The sequence below is a fragment of the Streptomyces sp. WAC 04229 genome, assembly GCF_003947455.1.
Lineage (GTDB): Bacteria > Actinomycetota > Actinomycetes > Streptomycetales > Streptomycetaceae > Streptomyces.
In genome coordinates this window covers 1-14,431 of record NZ_QHJH01000019.1, presented here as the reverse complement: position 1 = coordinate 14,431, position 14,431 = coordinate 1, and the positions used below count along the sequence as shown (strand labels likewise).

Here is a 14,431-nt window from a genome sequence, read left to right as displayed (position 1 = left end):
GGACTCGAACGATCACTCGGCCGGAAGAGTTACGTAAACACACGCAAAACACTCAGAGGGGTTTACAACGGCACCGTAGGTGGCATGTCGATTTCGCCGACGTGCGAATCCCCGAGCGCACACTGAGCGAAAGGCCCTGGCGCTTATGAACACCACGGTCAGCTGCGAGCTGCACCTGCGCCTCGTTGTGTCGAGCGAGTCCTCCCTGCCTGTCCCCGCAGGCCTGCGGTACGACACGGCCGACCCCTACGCCGTGCACGCCACCTTCCACACCGGAGCCGAGGAAACCGTCGAGTGGGTGTTCGCCCGCGACCTCCTCGCCGAAGGTCTCCACCGTCCCACCGGGACCGGCGACGTCCGTGTCTGGCCGTCCCGCAGTCACGGCCAGGGCGTCGTGTGCATCGCTCTCAGCTCTCCGGAGGGCGAGGCACTGCTCGAGGCCCCCGCGAGGGCCCTGGAGTCCTTCCTGAAGCGCACAGACGCCGCCGTGCCCCCCGGCACGGAGCACCGGCACTTCGATCTCGATCAGGAGCTCTCGCACATCCTGGCGGAAAGCTAGGGAGGGGCTCCGCGTGAAGCCGCCCGTCGCCGTCGACTCGGGGTGACGGCACGGGCCGGGACAACCGCATACGGCACACACGGCGTCGTCGCCGCGGTTCTCCGCGGGGACGGCGCCGACGCGCGTCCCCGCCGGGGAACGAAGGCCGGTGCGACCGCGTTGTAGGGGCAACCGGCGGCCGGGGACGCGATCGCGGCCGGTCCGCCCGCCGCGGATGGCACTACCATCGGCCAGCATCGGCGGGCGCCCGCCCGACCCCAGGCCAGGGAGCTAAGTGTGCTGATCACCCACGACACCCGGTGCGCGCTCGACACCGTGGTCGATCTGGTGAACTCCGTACCGGAGGACGACACGGCTCCGGACGGGCTGCCGGACGTCGCCGCCCTCCAGGAATTCGTGGGAACGCACGAAATCAGCGACGTCGGTGTGCTCTCGGAACTCGACCTCTCGGCGGTCCTCAAGATCCGCGGGAGGTTCGCCGCGGTCTTCGCGGCTCCCGACGCCCGGGCCGCCGCCGGACTGATCAACGACCTGGTCGCGGCCGCCGGCACCACGCCCCGTCTCACCGACCACGACGGCTACGACTGGCACATCCACTACTTCGCGCCCGGCGCCTCCGTCGCGGACCACCTGGCCGCCGACTGCGGGATGGCCCTGGCCTTCTTCGTGGTCGCCGGCGAGCAGGAGCGGCTGCGGCGCTGCGAGGCCCCCGACTGCCGGCGCGCCTTCGTCGATCTCTCCCGCAACCGGTCGCGGCGGTACTGCGACAGCCGGACGTGCGGAAACCGTTTGCACGTGGCGGCCTACCGGGCCCGGCGCAAGGAGGCCGCGGGCTGAGCCGTCGGCGCGGCCGGGCGGGTGCGTGGACACGCCCGCGTGGTGTGTCGCGGCCCCCGGCGGGTGGCGCCGGGGAGCGCGGGTACGGCTCACAGCAACAGCAGATCGTGCAACGCAGCCATGAGCAGCAGACACCCGATCACCGCTAGGAAGATCATGAGCGGTGGCTGGGAAAGGGCGAAGAGGCAGCCGCGTGGTTCACTCCGTGTCCGCGCGGTTTCGCTCTGTCTCGTGTCCAGCTGGGGATCCAGCTGAGTGGTGTCCGGCATCTCGCGGCGATGATGACGCAGCGGAGCCGGCCGTCGCGATCAACACGCCCGTAACGACCGGGAGTTCGTTGAATGTCGCAATGTCCGGTCGGATAGTGATCGTTACGGAGCACGCGCTGTCGGCCTCGGACCGCTGTGTCGTTTCAGCCCGGGGCGACGGGGGTCATATGCCGTGCTTCTTGAGGATGGCCTCGATGTCGCTGAAGTCGTCCTCACCACGGGAGGCGTTCGCCGGCTTGGGCGCGGGCTTGGCGGCCGGGCTCGCACCGGCGCCCAGCGAGGGTGCGGAGGCGCCAGGCGCCACCGCGTCGCGCCGTGCCGCCGCCCTGGCCTGCTTGCGCTCCTTGCGGGTGCCGCCGCGGCGGCGCTCGACCGTGCGCGTGATCATGAAGAGCACCCAGGCCACGCCCAGGACTCCGAATCCGGCCCAGGCCACCGGGCTGAAGGCGGTGTCGGCCAGCCACTCCACGACCCCGGTCATCACCAGGCCGATCGGCACCAGCGCGTAGGCGGCGACACGGACGGCGGTGAGGAAACGCCTGCGGTACGCGGTGACCGCCGCGATGCCCAGGCCCGCCGCGGACACCGCGGAGCAGACGGTCTCGGCAATCATCCGGTCCTCCAGAGCTGGGCCAGGTCGGGCATGAGTACTTCGTCCCTTCCATCCTGCACCGCCCGCACGCGGTGGGGCCATGCCGTGGCCCGAGATCAGGGAGATCTCCGGGTCGGCTCCTCCCCAGGTGCCGGTGGAGGAGGAGGGCCGCGGTCGGGGCGCCGCCCCGTGGGCTGGGAGGATGGGGGCATGAGTGACTCCTCCCCCGCCGGGCCCGCCGCGCCCGTACTCGACGTCTGGTGCGAGCTCCAGTGCCCGGACTGCCACGCCGCCCTGGACGACCTGCGCGCCCTGCGCGCCCGCTACGGCGACCGGCTGGAGCTGCGGCTGCGGCACTTCCCGCTGGAGAAGCACAAGCACGCCTTCGCCGCCGCGCAGGCCGCCGAGGAGGCCGTCGCCCAGGGCAGCGGATGGCCGTACGCCGAGGCCGTGCTGGGCCGCGTGGCGGAGCTGGACCGCAAGGGCGAGGCGCTGCTGGTGGAGGTCGCGGGCGACCTCGGACTGGACGCGGAGGAGTTCGACACCGCCCTCGTCGACGGCCGGCACATCCTGATCGTCGACGCCGACCAGGCCGAGGGCAAGGCGATCGGCGTGACCGGTACGCCGACCTACGTGATCGGCGGCGAGCGCCTCGACGGCGGCAAGAGCCAGGAGGGGCTGCGCGAGCGGATCGAGGAGATCGCCGACCGGCTGCTGGCCGAGCGGCAGGGCTGAGACGCGTAGGGCCGTCCCGTGCCGACCGTCCACCCCCGCGTCGCGCCGGTCCGCCACCGCGCTTACAGCAGGGGTTTGCAGAACAGGGACCGCGTGGTCCGGTAGCCGAGCGACTCGTAGAGGCGCTCGGCCGCGGTGTTCCCCGCGAAGACGTTGAGGCCGATCAGGGGCCGGCCGGCGCCGATCGCCCGGCCCTCGGCCAGCAGCATCAGGGTGCGCCCGTGCCCCCGGCCCCGGTGGGCCTCGTCGGCCTCGACGTCGAAGACGAAGGCCCGGTCCTCGTGCAGCGCGAGCCAGAGGATCCCGACCCTGGTCCCCTCGTGCTCCAACACGTTGAACAGCGTGTTCTCCGTGGCCAGCCCCTGCGGCAGGAGCACCTCGTGGTCACGGCGGGCCTTGGCGCGCGCTTCGGCCTCCGGCAGCCCCCGCTCCATCCACGTGCGGGCGTACTGCTCGGACTCGTAGGCCTTCCAGGCGTCGAACTCGTCCGGTGTCATCGGCCGGGCGCGGCTGCCCGCGGGCAGGGCGGGCGGGGTGGCGCCCAGCTGCTTGGTCATGCCCCGGTTGCGCAGGACGTACCCGAGCGCCTGCGCGAGGCGGGTACCGGCCTCCGCGTCGGCGGCGACGCCCACCTCGATCTGCCGGCAGCCCCAGCCGCGCGCGATCTCCTCGGCGGCGAGCGCGGCCACCGTGCCCCGGCCGCGCCGGCGGTCCGGTTCGTCGATGCGCAGCCGGTGGATCACGGCCACCGAGTCGCCCAGGGAGCGCGAGGTGCCGAGGTGTACGGCGCCGACGGGGCGGCTGTTCACGCACACCTGGTAGCGGCGGGAGCGCGTCCCGTCGGCGGCGTGCTGGAGCGGCTCGGTCGGCCGCAGGGTCGTGGTCATCAGGGCAGTTCTACCCACCGAAGAGGCAGAAGGGCAGCCCGATATCCGCGCTCAGGGATCCAGGTCGTCCCCGGAGCGCTCCTCGAAGACCCGCATGGCCTTGGCGGTCACCGGTCCGGGGGCGCCCGGAAGTTCGCGGTCGTCGACCCGGTGCACGGCCTGCACGTCCCGCAGCGTGGAGGTCAGGAAGACCTCGTCGGCGCGTTCCAGGACGTCCAGCGGGAGGTCGGTCTCGCGGGCGCCGCTCCACTCGACGGCCAGGGCGCGGGTGATTCCGGCGAGGCAGCCGGAGGCGACCGGCGGGGTGTGGATCTCTCCGTCGAGGACGACGAAGACGTTGGAGCCGGTGCCCTCGCAGAGTTGCCCGACCGTGTTGGCGAACAGCGCCTCCGAGGCGCCCCGTTCCCGGGCGCGGGCCAGGGCGACGACGTTCTCGGCGTAGGAGGTGGTCTTCAGGCCGGTCAGCGCGCCGCGTTCGTTGCGGGTCCACGGCACCGTGATGACGGCCGTGGAATCGGGGCGGCGGCTCGTCTCCCCGAGGGCGACGACGAGGGTCGGGCCGTGCTCGCCGCGGTCGGAGCCGAGGGGGCCGTGGCCGCCGGTGTAGGTGATGCGGAGCCGTCCCAGCGGCACCGGGTCGGCCGCCAGGACGGCGGCGCAGGCGCGGCGGACCTCGTCGAGGTCGGGGTCGGGCAGGCCCAGGCCGCGGGCAGAGCGGGTCAGCCGGTCCAGGTGGCGGGTGAGCGCGAACGGCCGGCCGGCCACCGCCTTCACCGTCTCGAAGATGCCGTCGCCCACGGTGAGCCCGTGGTCGAGGACGGAGACGCGGGCGGAATCCATGTCCTGCAGTCCGCCGTCGAGCCAGATCTTCACGTCGGTAGCGCCTCTCCACTTCCGGTGACCTCGTACGCCCCCGACGCTACCGCGAGCAGCCGGGACGCCTTGAGTTCGGTCTCCCGCCATTCGCCGTCCGGGTCGGACCCCCAGGTGATGCCGGCACCGGTGCCGAAGCGCAGCAGCCCTTCGGTCCGGTCGGTCCAGAACGTCCGGATGCCGACGGCCAGCTCGCCGGTGCCCCGGTCCGCGTCGACCCAGCCGACGCCCCCGCAGTACGGGCCGCGCGGCGCGGCCTCCAGGGCACCGATGATCCGCAGGGCGCTCGACTTTGGCGCGCCGGTGACGGACCCGGGCGGGAAGGCCGCGTCGAACAGCTCGGGCCAGCCGGCGTCCGCGCGCAGTTCGCCGCGAACGGTGGACACCAGGTGGACGAGGCCGGGGTGCTTCTCGACGGCGCACAGGTCGGGGACGGTCACGGTGCCCGTGGCGCATACCCGCCCGACGTCGTTGCGGACCAGGTCCACGATCATGACGTTCTCGGCGTAGTCCTTCTCCAGCAGGTCGCCCTCGGTCCGCCCGGTCCCCTTGATCGGCCCGGACTCCACGGTCCGGCCGTCGCGGCGCAGGAACAGCTCGGGCGAGGCGGTGGCGATCTCGACGCCGTGTCCGGGCAGCCGGATCGTGCCGGCGTACGGCGCCGGGTTGCCCCGGGCCAGGAGGGCGGTGAGGGCGTCCACGTCGGCGTCGGGGGCGAGGGGCGCCGAGAGGACCCGGCAGAGGTTGGCCTGGTAGACCTCGCCGGCCGCTATGTGCTCGCGGATGCGCCGGACCGCCGCCGTGTACGCGGCGCGGTCGAGGGAGGACGTCCAGTCACCGACGGCCGGTCCGGGCCACCGCCCCGGTGCGGGCGCCGGCACCGGCTCGGTGCGTACGTCCGCGAAGCGTGCGCAGGTCGTACGGCCCTCGAAGTCCGCGCAGACGGCCCAGAAACCCTCGGACTCCAGAGCGGCGGGATCGCTCGTGACGTCGAGGAGACCGGTGGCGACGCGGTCGCCGAAGCGGGCGAGAGGAGGGAGGTCGTGCACGTGCCCGAGTCTAGGCCGGTGTCCCGGAGGGCACCCGAACGTGTCCTTCCGGGAGCCCTGACCAGGTCCGCGAGCGGACGCACCGCAGCACGCTGCACAAACGCGTTTTTGTACTGGCCCCGGTATCCGCTAGAGTTCATCACGTCGCCGGGCCGCGCAAGCGGACCGAACCGACAGGCGGACGTAGCTCAGTTGGTAGAGCGCAACCTTGCCAAGGTTGAGGTCGCGAGTTCGAGCCTCGTCGTCCGCTCGCAGGAACAGGGGGTCTCCCGGACCTCCTACACTCCTGGTGGAGTGGCCGAGAGGCGAGGCAACGGCCTGCAAAGCCGTCTACACGGGTTCAAATCCCGTCTCCACCTCCAAGGACGATTAGCTCAGCGGGAGAGCGCTTCCCTGACACGGAAGAGGTCACTGGTTCAATCCCAGTATCGTCCACTGGTCCGCAAGGATCCCCGCGCGATTAGCTCAGCGGGAGAGCGCTTCCCTGACACGGAAGAGGTCACTGGTTCAATCCCAGTATCGCGCACGCAGTACGTCGCACCATCGCATCACTCCCAGGACGATTAGCTCAGCGGGAGAGCGCTTCCCTGACACGGAAGAGGTCACTGGTTCAATCCCAGTATCGTCCACACCCACCGAAGCCCCGGCCGTCTCGTACGGCCGGGGCTTCGTCGTGTCCGGATCAGCCGGAGGACCGGAGGGCCGGATCAGCTGGAGAAGAGCATCCGGCCGAAGCCCTTCTGACGGTGGTGACCGTAGTGGCCGTGCCCGTGGCCGTGGCCGCCGTGCGGGGCGCCCCAGGCGGGCTGCTGTGCGGCGGGGTACGCCTGCGGGGCGGCGGGCGGGGCCGGCGGCGGAGCGGACTGGGACCACTGGGCCTCCAGGCGGGTCAGCGACTCCAGTTCGCCGTAGTCGAGGAAGATTCCGCGGCAGCCGCTGCACTGCTCGATCTGAACGCCGTTGCGGTTGTAGGTGTGCATCGGTGCGTGGCACTTGGGGCACTGCATGGACGGCTCAACTCCTCGCCGGTCGGTCCTGCTTCGCGTATCGCCAGGACAGACTCTGTCCGGCCGCGGGTCGGTTGCACCCTACTTCGCGGAAATTCGGCTCAACCGCCTGGGGCGCAGGGCCGGACGGCGGCCATGCGGGCGCAGGCGTCGACCAGGGGCAGCTCCACCTCGTCCAGGGGCCGGTCCGCCGCGACCGCCTTGGTGACGGAGCGGGCGGCGGTCTGCACGGTGAGGGCGCGGGCCGGGACGTCCAGCGCCGGCCAGGGGTCGCCGCCGGCCGGGACGGCGGGGCCGCCGGCGGCGCGGTAGGCGGTCACGAAGCGGTGCCACTCGTCGGGCGGGAGCAGTCCACAGGCGTACCAGGCCGCCGGGCGCGCCAGGTCCCAGGCCGGGACACCGGTGCCGAGGTCGTCGACGTCTATCAGCAGCCAGGGCCCTCCGGGGACGGGGTGGCGGACGAGCTGGCCCAGGTGGAAGTCGCCGTGGACCAGGCCGGCCGCCGTCGGCGGGGCGGCCTCGCCGCGCGCCCAGGCGGGCAGGTCGGCCCAGGCCCGGAGCACGGGACCGGTGGCGGGGTGGTGCGGGGCGCCGGCCCGGAGGCGGGCGACGGCCTGGGCCGCCTTCGCGGGTCCGCGCATCGCGGGCACGGCGGCGGGCACCGGCGCCCGGTGGAGGCGCGCCAGAAGTACGGCCGCAGCCTCCCAGGGCGCGGCGTCGGGATCCTCGGGGTCCACGGGGGTCCCGTACGGCCAGGAGGTGACGAGCCGCCCGTGCAGCGTCACGGGCGCGGGGGCGAGCGGCGGCAGGAGGACGCCGGGGAGCCGGGCGGCGACCTCGACGCGGAGGGCCAGGGCGGCGGGGTCGGCGTCCGCCGCGTGGGCCTTGGCGACGGCGTCGGCGTGCCGGACGACGGTGGCGTCCGGACGGTCGGCCAGGGTGGTGAGGGTGGCCGCGCCGCAGGCACAGGCCGGGGTGCCGGCGTGGGCCGTCGCCCTGACGCGGGCCGCGAGGGCGGGGAGGAGGGCGTCCGTGGTCACCGGGTGAGGGTACGCACCGCTTCCTCGGACACGGCAATGCCGGCGCAGCTCCCCAGCTGCGCCGGCATTCTTGCCGTCCGCCGCACCCCCGTCCCCACGGGGTTTCATGGATGGATGTCCCCGCCCGGACCGCTCTTCCGGGCCCGGGGCGCCGCTCAGCGCCCCAGCACCACACCCACGGACGACGCTTGTGTGGCCACTGTCTCCCACCCGTCGAAGACGAGGAGGAGCAGGACCGCCAGGGGCAGGGCCATGAGCGTCGCCACCGCGGGGTGGCGGCGGCCCTGACTGCGGGTCTCCCGCGTGCGGACCAGCGTCCGCGGCAGCGTCTGGGCCATGGTCCCTCTCCTGACCGATTCCGTTGTCCTTGGCAGCGGCGGGTGTCTGACCTCGGGGGACGAGTGCTGCCACCCGCCGCTTGACCTCAAATCTAGGTGTCCGGGACTCGCCGGACGTCATGCCCTCGTACCGATTGCCGGGCCTCCCGGAGGATGAGCCATGACCAGCCGAGTACTCCCCTGGGTGGAGACCGGGTCCCGGGACTCGGGGTCTTCCCGGACGGGGTGCCCGCCCTGCCCCGGTATCTCCGGGCCGTCCGGTGACTTCGCTCACTTCCGGCACCGCCCCCTGCGCCCCCGTCTCCACCGGCCGTCCGACCCGGACCGGCCCGCACGGCAGGCACCCGGCGTCTTCCCGGCGCACTCCGCCCGCACGGCCCGCCCTTGCTTCCCGGACCCAATCCCCCGCCGGTGACGGTCGGTTGGGATCACCGGCGGGCCGGAGCCGGACGGGCCGCCCATTGCCTGACCACCCCTCAACTGTCGCACCGGGCACTGACAATCCGTCGTCGCGAGAGGGCGCGGCCTCTGCGCGCGGGCGGCCGTGGAAACGTAAGCTGTGGCTCGTCACAGGGACCGGGCAGCGGGGATGAACATGGCGATGATGCGCCTGAGGCGCGAGGACCCGCGCGTCGTCGGCTCGTTCAGGCTTCACAGGCGGCTCGGCGCGGGTGGAATGGGCGTGGTCTACCTGGGCTCCGACAAGAAGGGGCAGCGGGTCGCGCTGAAGGTCATCCGGCCGGACCTGGCCGAGGATCAGGAGTTCCGGTCGCGCTTCGCGCGTGAGGTCTCGGCGGCCCGGCGGATCCGGGGCGGCTGCACCGCCCGGCTGGTCGCCGCCGACCTGGACGCGGACCGCCCCTGGTTCGCCACCCAGTACGTGCCCGGCCCCTCCCTGCACGACAAGGTCGTCGACGGGGGCCCGCTCGGCGCGGCGGACGTCGCGGCCGTGGGTGCCGCCCTCTCCGAGGGGCTGGTCGCGGTGCACGAGGCCGGGGTGGTGCACCGGGACCTGAAGCCGTCCAACATCCTGCTGTCCCCCAAGGGGCCGCGGATCATCGACTTCGGCATCGCCTGGGCGACGGGCGCCTCCACCCTCACCCACGTGGGTACCGCGGTCGGCTCCCCCGGGTTCCTCGCGCCGGAGCAGGTGCGCGGGGCGGCGGTCACGCCGGCCACGGACGTGTTCTCGCTCGGTGCCACGCTGGCGTACGCCTCAATGGGCGACTCGCCCTTCGGGCACGGCAGTTCCGAGGTGATGCTGTACCGCGTGGTGCACGAGGAGGCGCAGCTGCACGGCGTGCCCGACGCGCTGGCCCCGCTGGTGCGGGCGTGCCTGGCCAAGGACCCGGAGGAGCGCCCCAGCACGCTGCAACTGTCGCTGCGCCTGAAGGAGATCGCCGCCCGCGAGGCCCAGGGCCTGGCCGACGCCCGGCCGCCGGCGCCCCGCAGCGCGGAGGCCGACCTGCCGACGGGACGGCTCGCCGACACCTACCCCGAGCGCGCGCCACGGCGTGCGCAGGGCACCCCGGCGCCGCGGAGCACCCCGGGGTCCCGTGGGCCGGCGCCCCGGCGCGCCACTCCGTCGCGTGGGGGTACGCCCGCGCGTGGGGGTACGCCGGCGCGCAACGGCGGTACGGGCGCCCGGCCCGCGTCCCGGTCCACGCCCGCCCCCCGCGACGGCACCGGCCGCGGCGGCGCACGCAACGACGGCGGCCGGCCGGGGCCGCGCAGCGGTACCGGCCGCAGCGGGCCGAGAACCACGGGAACCGGCCGGCGCCGGCCCGCGAACCCGCGGCTGCTGCGGCAGCGCCTGTTCGTCTTCGTGGTGGTGACGCTGCTGGTCGCGCTGGGTATCGCCGTCGCGCAGGGCTGCCAAGGGCCGTCGCAGGGGCTCGGCGACGACCGCGGTGCCGTACGGGCGGCGCAGGAGCGGGTGCAGGTGCCCGGCGGCGGATCCCGCGCCGGGGACCCGGCGCCGGGACGGTAGCCGCGGGCTACGCCGTGGGGCGGCCCACCGTCACCGCGTAGAAGGCGACCGCCGCCGCCGCGCCCACGTTCAGGGAGTCGACGCCGTGGGACATCGGGATGCGGACCCGGGTGTCGGACGCGGCCAGCGCCCGACGGGACAGCCCGTCGCCCTCGGCGCCCAGCATGAGGGCCACCCGGTCCATGCGGTGCGGGGCGACCTCGTCGAGGGGCTCGGCCCGTGCGTCCGGCGTGAGGGCGAGGAGCGAGAAGCCCTCCTCGCGGACCGTCTCCAGCCCGGCCGGCCAGGTGTCGAGGCGGGCGTAGGGCACGGAGAAGACCGCGCCCATGGAGACCTTCACGCTGCGCCGGTACAGGGGGTCGGCGCAGTCCGGGGAGAGCAGGACCGCGTCCATTCCGAGGGCGGCGGCGGAGCGGAAGATCGCGCCGATGTTGGTGTGGTCGTTGACCGACTCCATGACCACGACGCGCCGGGCGGTGCGCAGCAGGTCGGCGGTGGCCGGGAGCGGCCTGCGCTGCATGGAGGCGAGGGCGCCGCGGTGGACGTGGTAGCCGGTGACCCGCTCGGCGAGCACGGGGTCCACGACGTACACCGGGGCCGGGGCCGCTTCGATGACGTCGCGCATGGTGTCGACCCACTTGGCGGACAGCAGCATCGAGCGCATCGCGTAGCCCGCCTCGCCGGCCCGGCGGATGACCTTCTCGCCCTCGGCGATGAACAGGCCCTCGGCGGGTTCGCGGCGGCGGCGCAGTTCGACGTCGGTCAGGTTCGTGTAGTCGTGCAGGCGCGGGTCGCCGGGGTCGTCGACGGTGACGATGTCGCCCATGTCAGACCGTCCCGTGCGGGCCCACGCCGACGACCTCGCCGACGACGATGACGGCCGGGGGCCTGACCCCCTCGGAGACGACCCGGTCGGCGACGGTGGCGAGGGTCGCGTCCACCCGGCGCTGGGCGGCCGTCGTGCCCTCCTGGACCAGGGCGACCGGCGTCTCGGGGGACCTGCCGTGCGCGACGAGGGTCTCGGCGATCCGGCCGATCTTGTCGACGCCCATGAGGATCACGAGGGTGCCGGTGAGCTTGGCGAGGGACGCCCAGTCGACCAGGGAGCGCTCGTCGTCGGGGGCGACATGGCCGCTGACCACGGTGAACTCGTGGGCGACGCCGCGGTGGGTGACCGGGATGCCGACCGCGCCGGGCACCGAGATGGAGCTGGAGATGCCGGGGACGACGGTGCACGGGATGCCCGCCTCGGCCAGCGCCTGCGCCTCCTCCATGCCCCGGCCGAAGACGAACGGGTCGCCGCCCTTCAGCCGGACCACGGCCTTGCCCTGCTTGGCGTGCTCGATCAGCGCGTTGTTGATGGCCTCCTGGGCCATGAAACGGCCGTACGGAATCTTCGCGGCGTCGATGACCTCGACGTGCGGCGGCAGCTCGGCGAGCAGGTCGCGCGGACCGAGCCGGTCGGCGATGACGACGTCGGCCTCGGCGAGCAGGCGGCGTCCCCGGACGGTGATCAGGTCCGGGTCGCCGGGGCCGCCGCCGACGAGGGCGACGCCGGTGGCGCGGGTGCGCCGGTGCGGGGCGACGAGCGTCCCGTCGCGCAGGCCCTCCACGACCGCGTCGCGGATGGCGGCGGTGTGGCGGGGGTCCCGGTCGCGCGCGTCGGTGGTGAGCACGGCCACGGTCACGCCCGCGCTGTGGCCGGACGCCGGGGTCCACGCGGTGGCCCGGTCGGCGTCGTCGGCGCGGACGCACCAGACGCGGCGCCGCTCGCCCTCGGCGGAGGCGGCGGTGTTGGCCTCGGCGTCGCTGGTGGCGATCAGGGCGTACCAGGCGTCCGTGAGGTCGCCTTCCGCGTACCGGCGTCGCTCCCAGGTGAGTTCGCCCGCGTCCACCATCGCCTCGACGGACGCGGTCGCCGAGGGCGAGACGAGCAGGACGTCGGCGCCCGCCGCGATCAGGGCGGGCAGGCGGCGCTGGGCGACCTGACCGCCGCCGAGTACGACCACGCGACGGCCGGTGAGGCGGAGGCCTACGGGGTAGGCGGGGTGTTCGGCCATCAGGGTGGGCTCCTCGTCCTGACATGCGGTGGGCGCTGCGTCGGTGGAGCGGCCCTGACGTGGGGATACGTGCGGATTGTAAAAGACGTGCACGGGCGGCACGAGGCCGGTCCACCGTACGGCCGGACCGGACCGGACCGGACCGGGGCGGTGGCGGGACGGTGGCGACGGATCTGCCGCCGCCGGTCCCGCTCCGCCCCGTCCGGCGCGTCGCGGTGCTACTTCTCGGTGACCCCGGCCGAGTCGAAGGTCGCCACCTCGTGCATCGCCCGCGCGGTGCTCTGCACCATCGGCAGGGCCAGCAGCGCGCCGGTGCCCTCGCCGAGGCGGAGGTCCAGGTCGACCAGGGGACGCAGGCCGAGCTTGTTGAGCGCGGCGACGTGTCCCGGCTCGGCGCTGCGGTGGCCCGCGATGCAGGCCGCGAGGACCTCGGGGGCGATCGCCCGGGCCACCAGGGCGGCGGCGCCGGCGCTGACCCCGTCCAGGATCACCGGCGTGCGCAGGGAGGCGCCGCCGAGGAGCAGGCCGACGATGGCGGCGTGCTCGAACCCTCCGACGGCGGCGAGGACGCCCAGCGGGTCGGCCGGGTCCGGCTGGTGGAGTTCCAGGGCGCGGCGGACGACCTCGGTCTTGCGGGCCAGCGTCTCGTCGTTGATGCCGGTGCCCCGGCCGGTGACCTCGGCGGGGTCGGCGCCGGTGAAGACGGAGATCAGCGCGGCGGACGCGGTGGTGTTGGCGATGCCCATCTCGCCGGTGAGCAGCGCCTTGTTACCCGCCGCCACCAGGTCGCGGGCGGTCTCGATGCCGACCTCGACGGCCTGCTTGGCCTCCTCGCGGGTCATCGCGGGGCCGGTGGTCATGTCGGACGTGCCGGCCCGCACCTTGCGGGGCAGCAGGCCGGGCGTCGCGGGCAGGTCGGTGGCGACGCCGACGTCCACGACGCAGACCTCGGCGCCGACCTGGGTGGCGAACGCGTTGCAGACCGCTCCACCGCCGAGGAAGTTGGCCACCATCTGGGCGGTGACCTCCTGCGGCCAGGGGGTGACGCCCTGGGCGTGCACGCCGTGGTCACCGGCGAAGACCGCGACGGCCGCGGGCTCCGGGATGGGCGGCGGGCACTGCCGGGAGAGTCCGGAGAGCTGGGCGGAGATGATCTCCAGCATGCCGAGCGCGCCGGCCGGCTTGGTCATCCGCTTCTGCCGCTCCCAGGCCTCACCGAGTGCCTTGGCGTCCAGCGGGCGGATCTGCGCGACGGTCTCGGCGAGCAGGTCGTGCGGCGCCTCGCCGGGCAGGGCGCGGCGGCCGTAGGTCTCCTCGTGCACGACCCAGGACAGCGGGCGGCGCTTGGACCAGCCCGCCTGCATCAGCTCGGGCTCGTCCGGGAACTCGTCGACGTACCCGACGCACAGGTAGGCGACGATGTCCAGGTGCTCGGGCAGGCCGAGTGCGCGGACCATCTCGCGCTCGTCGAAGAAGCTGACCCAGCCGACGCCGAGGCCCTCGGCGCGGGCGGCGAGCCAGAGGTTCTCGACGGCGAGCGCGGAGGAGTACGGCGCCATCTGCGGCTGGGTGTGCCGGCCCAGGGTGTGCCGGCCGCCGCGCGTCGGGTCGGCGGTGACGACGATGTTGACCGGGGTGTCGAGGATGGCCTCGATCTTCAGTTCCTTGAACTGCTTGGCCCGGCCCTTGGGGAGGGACTTCGCGTACGCCTCGCGCTGACGCATCGCCAGTTCGTGCATGGCGCGGCGGGTGTCGGCGGAGCGGATGACGACGAAGTCCCAGGGCTGGGAGTGGCCCACGGAGGGCGCGGTGTGCGCGGCCTCCAGGACGCGGAGCAGCACCTCGTGCGGGATGGGGTCGCCGCGGAAGCCGTTGCGGATGTCGCGGCGCTCGCGCATGACCTTCAGTACGGCCTCGCGCTCGGCGTCGTCGTAGGCGGGGGCCGCGGGTCCGGCGGACCGGCGTCCGTCCTGGGACGCCGTCTGCTCCGGCGCCTGGGCGGCGGCGTCGACGAGGTCGTCCTGGTCGGCGGCGTGGGTGTCCAGGTCCTCGGCGCTCTGGGTGAGGCCCGGGTCGGCCTCGCGGGGGGCCGGGACCTCGGGTGCGTGGACCGTCGCGGGGTCCTCGGTGCCGGGTTCCGCGGCCAGGCCCTCCGGCGGGAGGGCGAGCGCCTCCGGCGGGGTGGGGGCGAGGTG

General features: G+C 74.0%; 15 protein-coding genes and 5 tRNA genes. 9 read left to right on the top strand and 11 right to left on the bottom strand.

The genetic code is table 11. The features are described from left to right. Window positions 1–145: 145 nt before the first annotated feature. Together DMH12_RS08285 and DMH12_RS08280 are read left to right on the top strand one after the other, a co-directional pair. Window positions 146–559 (top strand): SsgA family sporulation/cell division regulator, encoded by a 414-nt coding sequence (locus DMH12_RS08285; protein WP_004002642.1) that lies wholly within the window; start codon window positions 146–148, stop codon window positions 557–559. A gap of 276 nt (window positions 560–835) precedes the next feature. Further along, window positions 836–1,396, top strand: a complete 561-nt coding sequence (locus tag DMH12_RS08280; protein ID WP_122617227.1) for a CGNR zinc finger domain-containing protein — start codon at window positions 836–838, stop codon at window positions 1,394–1,396. An 89-nt stretch (window positions 1,397–1,485) separates the two neighbouring features. On the opposite strand, the gene DMH12_RS08275 is transcribed toward DMH12_RS08280, so the two are convergent. Together DMH12_RS08275 and DMH12_RS08270 are read right to left on the bottom strand one after the other, a co-directional pair. Beyond that, on the bottom strand, window positions 1,486–1,665 hold the full coding sequence (locus DMH12_RS08275) for a hypothetical protein (RefSeq protein ID WP_122617228.1): 180 nt from the start codon (window positions 1,663–1,665) through the stop codon (window positions 1,486–1,488). 163 nt (window positions 1,666–1,828) lie between these two features. Then, window positions 1,829–2,278, bottom strand: coding sequence for a hypothetical protein (locus DMH12_RS08270; protein ID WP_125490903.1), 450 nt, complete (start codon window positions 2,276–2,278; stop codon window positions 1,829–1,831). Between the two features lie 189 nt (window positions 2,279–2,467). Between DMH12_RS08270 and DMH12_RS08265 the strand changes: the two genes are divergently transcribed. After that, window positions 2,468–2,992 (top strand): DsbA family protein, encoded by a 525-nt coding sequence (locus tag DMH12_RS08265; RefSeq protein WP_185832204.1) that lies wholly within the window; start codon window positions 2,468–2,470, stop codon window positions 2,990–2,992. 62 nt (window positions 2,993–3,054) lie between these two features. Here DMH12_RS08265 and DMH12_RS08260 read toward each other — a convergent pair whose 3' ends face one another. Genes DMH12_RS08260 through DMH12_RS08250 form a run of 3 tightly spaced genes read right to left on the bottom strand, consistent with a single transcriptional unit; the run spans window position 3,055 to window position 5,801 of the window. After that, entirely contained in the window at window positions 3,055–3,879 is an 825-nt protein-coding gene (locus DMH12_RS08260) for a GNAT family N-acetyltransferase (RefSeq protein WP_185832203.1), read from the bottom strand. A 51-nt stretch (window positions 3,880–3,930) separates the two neighbouring features. Then, on the bottom strand, window positions 3,931–4,752 hold the full coding sequence (locus DMH12_RS08255) for an aminotransferase class IV (RefSeq protein WP_125490901.1): 822 nt from the start codon (window positions 4,750–4,752) through the stop codon (window positions 3,931–3,933). Continuing rightward, window positions 4,749–5,801, bottom strand: coding sequence for a chorismate-binding protein (locus tag DMH12_RS08250; protein ID WP_125490900.1), 1,053 nt, complete (start codon window positions 5,799–5,801; stop codon window positions 4,749–4,751). Before DMH12_RS08250 ends, DMH12_RS08255 begins: the two co-directional genes overlap by 4 nt. 177 nt (window positions 5,802–5,978) lie before the next feature. Between DMH12_RS08250 and DMH12_RS08245 the strand changes: the two genes are divergently transcribed. The 5 genes from DMH12_RS08245 to DMH12_RS08225 all read left to right on the top strand — a co-directional run bounded on the left by DMH12_RS08245 (window position 5,979) and on the right by DMH12_RS08225 (window position 6,430). Further along, window positions 5,979–6,051 (top strand) — tRNA-Gly (locus DMH12_RS08245). 38 nt (window positions 6,052–6,089) lie between these two features. Further along, window positions 6,090–6,163: transfer RNA gene (locus tag DMH12_RS08240), tRNA-Cys, on the top strand. Window position 6,164: 1 nt separating this feature from the next. Next, window positions 6,165–6,236: transfer RNA gene (locus tag DMH12_RS08235), tRNA-Val, on the top strand. 19 nt (window positions 6,237–6,255) lie between these two features. Next, a tRNA-Val gene (locus DMH12_RS08230) sits at window positions 6,256–6,327 on the top strand. Between the two features lie 31 nt (window positions 6,328–6,358). Next, window positions 6,359–6,430: transfer RNA gene (locus tag DMH12_RS08225), tRNA-Val, on the top strand. A gap of 78 nt (window positions 6,431–6,508) precedes the next feature. Here DMH12_RS08225 and DMH12_RS08220 read toward each other — a convergent pair. The 3 genes from DMH12_RS08220 to DMH12_RS08210 form a co-directional block, all read right to left on the bottom strand. Next, the gene (locus tag DMH12_RS08220) at window positions 6,509–6,808 is read right to left on the bottom strand and encodes a zf-TFIIB domain-containing protein (RefSeq protein WP_122617233.1); all 300 of its coding nucleotides are present in this window, start codon (window positions 6,806–6,808) and stop codon (window positions 6,509–6,511) included. Between the two features lie 101 nt (window positions 6,809–6,909). Then, window positions 6,910–7,848 carry an aminoglycoside phosphotransferase family protein gene (locus DMH12_RS08215; protein ID WP_125490899.1) on the bottom strand — a complete coding sequence of 313 codons (939 nt, stop codon included), beginning with the start codon at window positions 7,846–7,848 and terminating at the stop codon, window positions 6,910–6,912. A 155-nt stretch (window positions 7,849–8,003) separates the two neighbouring features. After that, on the bottom strand, window positions 8,004–8,186 hold the full coding sequence (locus tag DMH12_RS08210; protein ID WP_125490898.1) for a hypothetical protein: 183 nt from the start codon (window positions 8,184–8,186) through the stop codon (window positions 8,004–8,006). A 589-nt stretch (window positions 8,187–8,775) separates the two neighbouring features. Here DMH12_RS08210 and DMH12_RS08205 point away from each other — a divergent pair. After that, a complete protein-coding gene (locus tag DMH12_RS08205) occupies window positions 8,776–10,176 on the top strand; it encodes a serine/threonine protein kinase (protein WP_125490897.1) in 1,401 nt (466 codons plus the stop codon). Window positions 10,177–10,183: 7 nt separating this feature from the next. Here the strand turns inward: DMH12_RS08205 and DMH12_RS08200 are convergent, their stop codons facing one another. The 3 genes from DMH12_RS08200 to cobT all read right to left on the bottom strand — a co-directional run. Further along, window positions 10,184–11,002, bottom strand: coding sequence for an RNA methyltransferase (locus tag DMH12_RS08200; RefSeq protein WP_125490896.1), 819 nt, complete (start codon window positions 11,000–11,002; stop codon window positions 10,184–10,186). 1 nt (window position 11,003) lies between these two features. Continuing rightward, window positions 11,004–12,236 (bottom strand): uroporphyrinogen-III C-methyltransferase, encoded by a 1,233-nt coding sequence (gene cobA / locus DMH12_RS08195; protein ID WP_125490895.1) that lies wholly within the window; start codon window positions 12,234–12,236, stop codon window positions 11,004–11,006. A 218-nt stretch (window positions 12,237–12,454) separates the two neighbouring features. Further along, the coding region (gene cobT / locus DMH12_RS08190) for a nicotinate-nucleotide--dimethylbenzimidazole phosphoribosyltransferase (RefSeq protein WP_125490894.1) at window positions 12,455–14,431 on the bottom strand (1,977 nt) is incomplete at its 5' end.

What these genes read in the sequence shown, in the direction of transcription:
- DMH12_RS08270 (WP_125490903.1), bottom strand. Translation starts at nt 2,278, where the DNA reads ATGATTGCCGAGACCGTCTGCTCCGCGGTGTCCGCGGCGGGCCTGGGC.
- cobA (WP_125490895.1), bottom strand. Translation starts at nt 12,236, where the DNA reads ATGGCCGAACACCCCGCCTACCCCGTAGGCCTCCGCCTCACCGGCCGT.
- DMH12_RS08210 (WP_125490898.1), bottom strand. Translation starts at nt 8,186, where the DNA reads ATGGCCCAGACGCTGCCGCGGACGCTGGTCCGCACGCGGGAGACCCGC.
- DMH12_RS08265 (WP_185832204.1), top strand. Translation starts at nt 2,468, where the DNA reads ATGAGTGACTCCTCCCCCGCCGGGCCCGCCGCGCCCGTACTCGACGTC.
- DMH12_RS08220 (WP_122617233.1), bottom strand. Translation starts at nt 6,808, where the DNA reads ATGCAGTGCCCCAAGTGCCACGCACCGATGCACACCTACAACCGCAAC.
- DMH12_RS08260 (WP_185832203.1), bottom strand. Translation starts at nt 3,879, where the DNA reads ATGACCACGACCCTGCGGCCGACCGAGCCGCTCCAGCACGCCGCCGAC.
- DMH12_RS08205 (WP_125490897.1), top strand. Translation starts at nt 8,776, where the DNA reads ATGAACATGGCGATGATGCGCCTGAGGCGCGAGGACCCGCGCGTCGTC.
- DMH12_RS08285 (WP_004002642.1), top strand. Translation starts at nt 146, where the DNA reads ATGAACACCACGGTCAGCTGCGAGCTGCACCTGCGCCTCGTTGTGTCG.
- DMH12_RS08275 (WP_122617228.1), bottom strand. Translation starts at nt 1,665, where the DNA reads ATGCCGGACACCACTCAGCTGGATCCCCAGCTGGACACGAGACAGAGC.
- DMH12_RS08200 (WP_125490896.1), bottom strand. Translation starts at nt 11,002, where the DNA reads ATGGGCGACATCGTCACCGTCGACGACCCCGGCGACCCGCGCCTGCAC.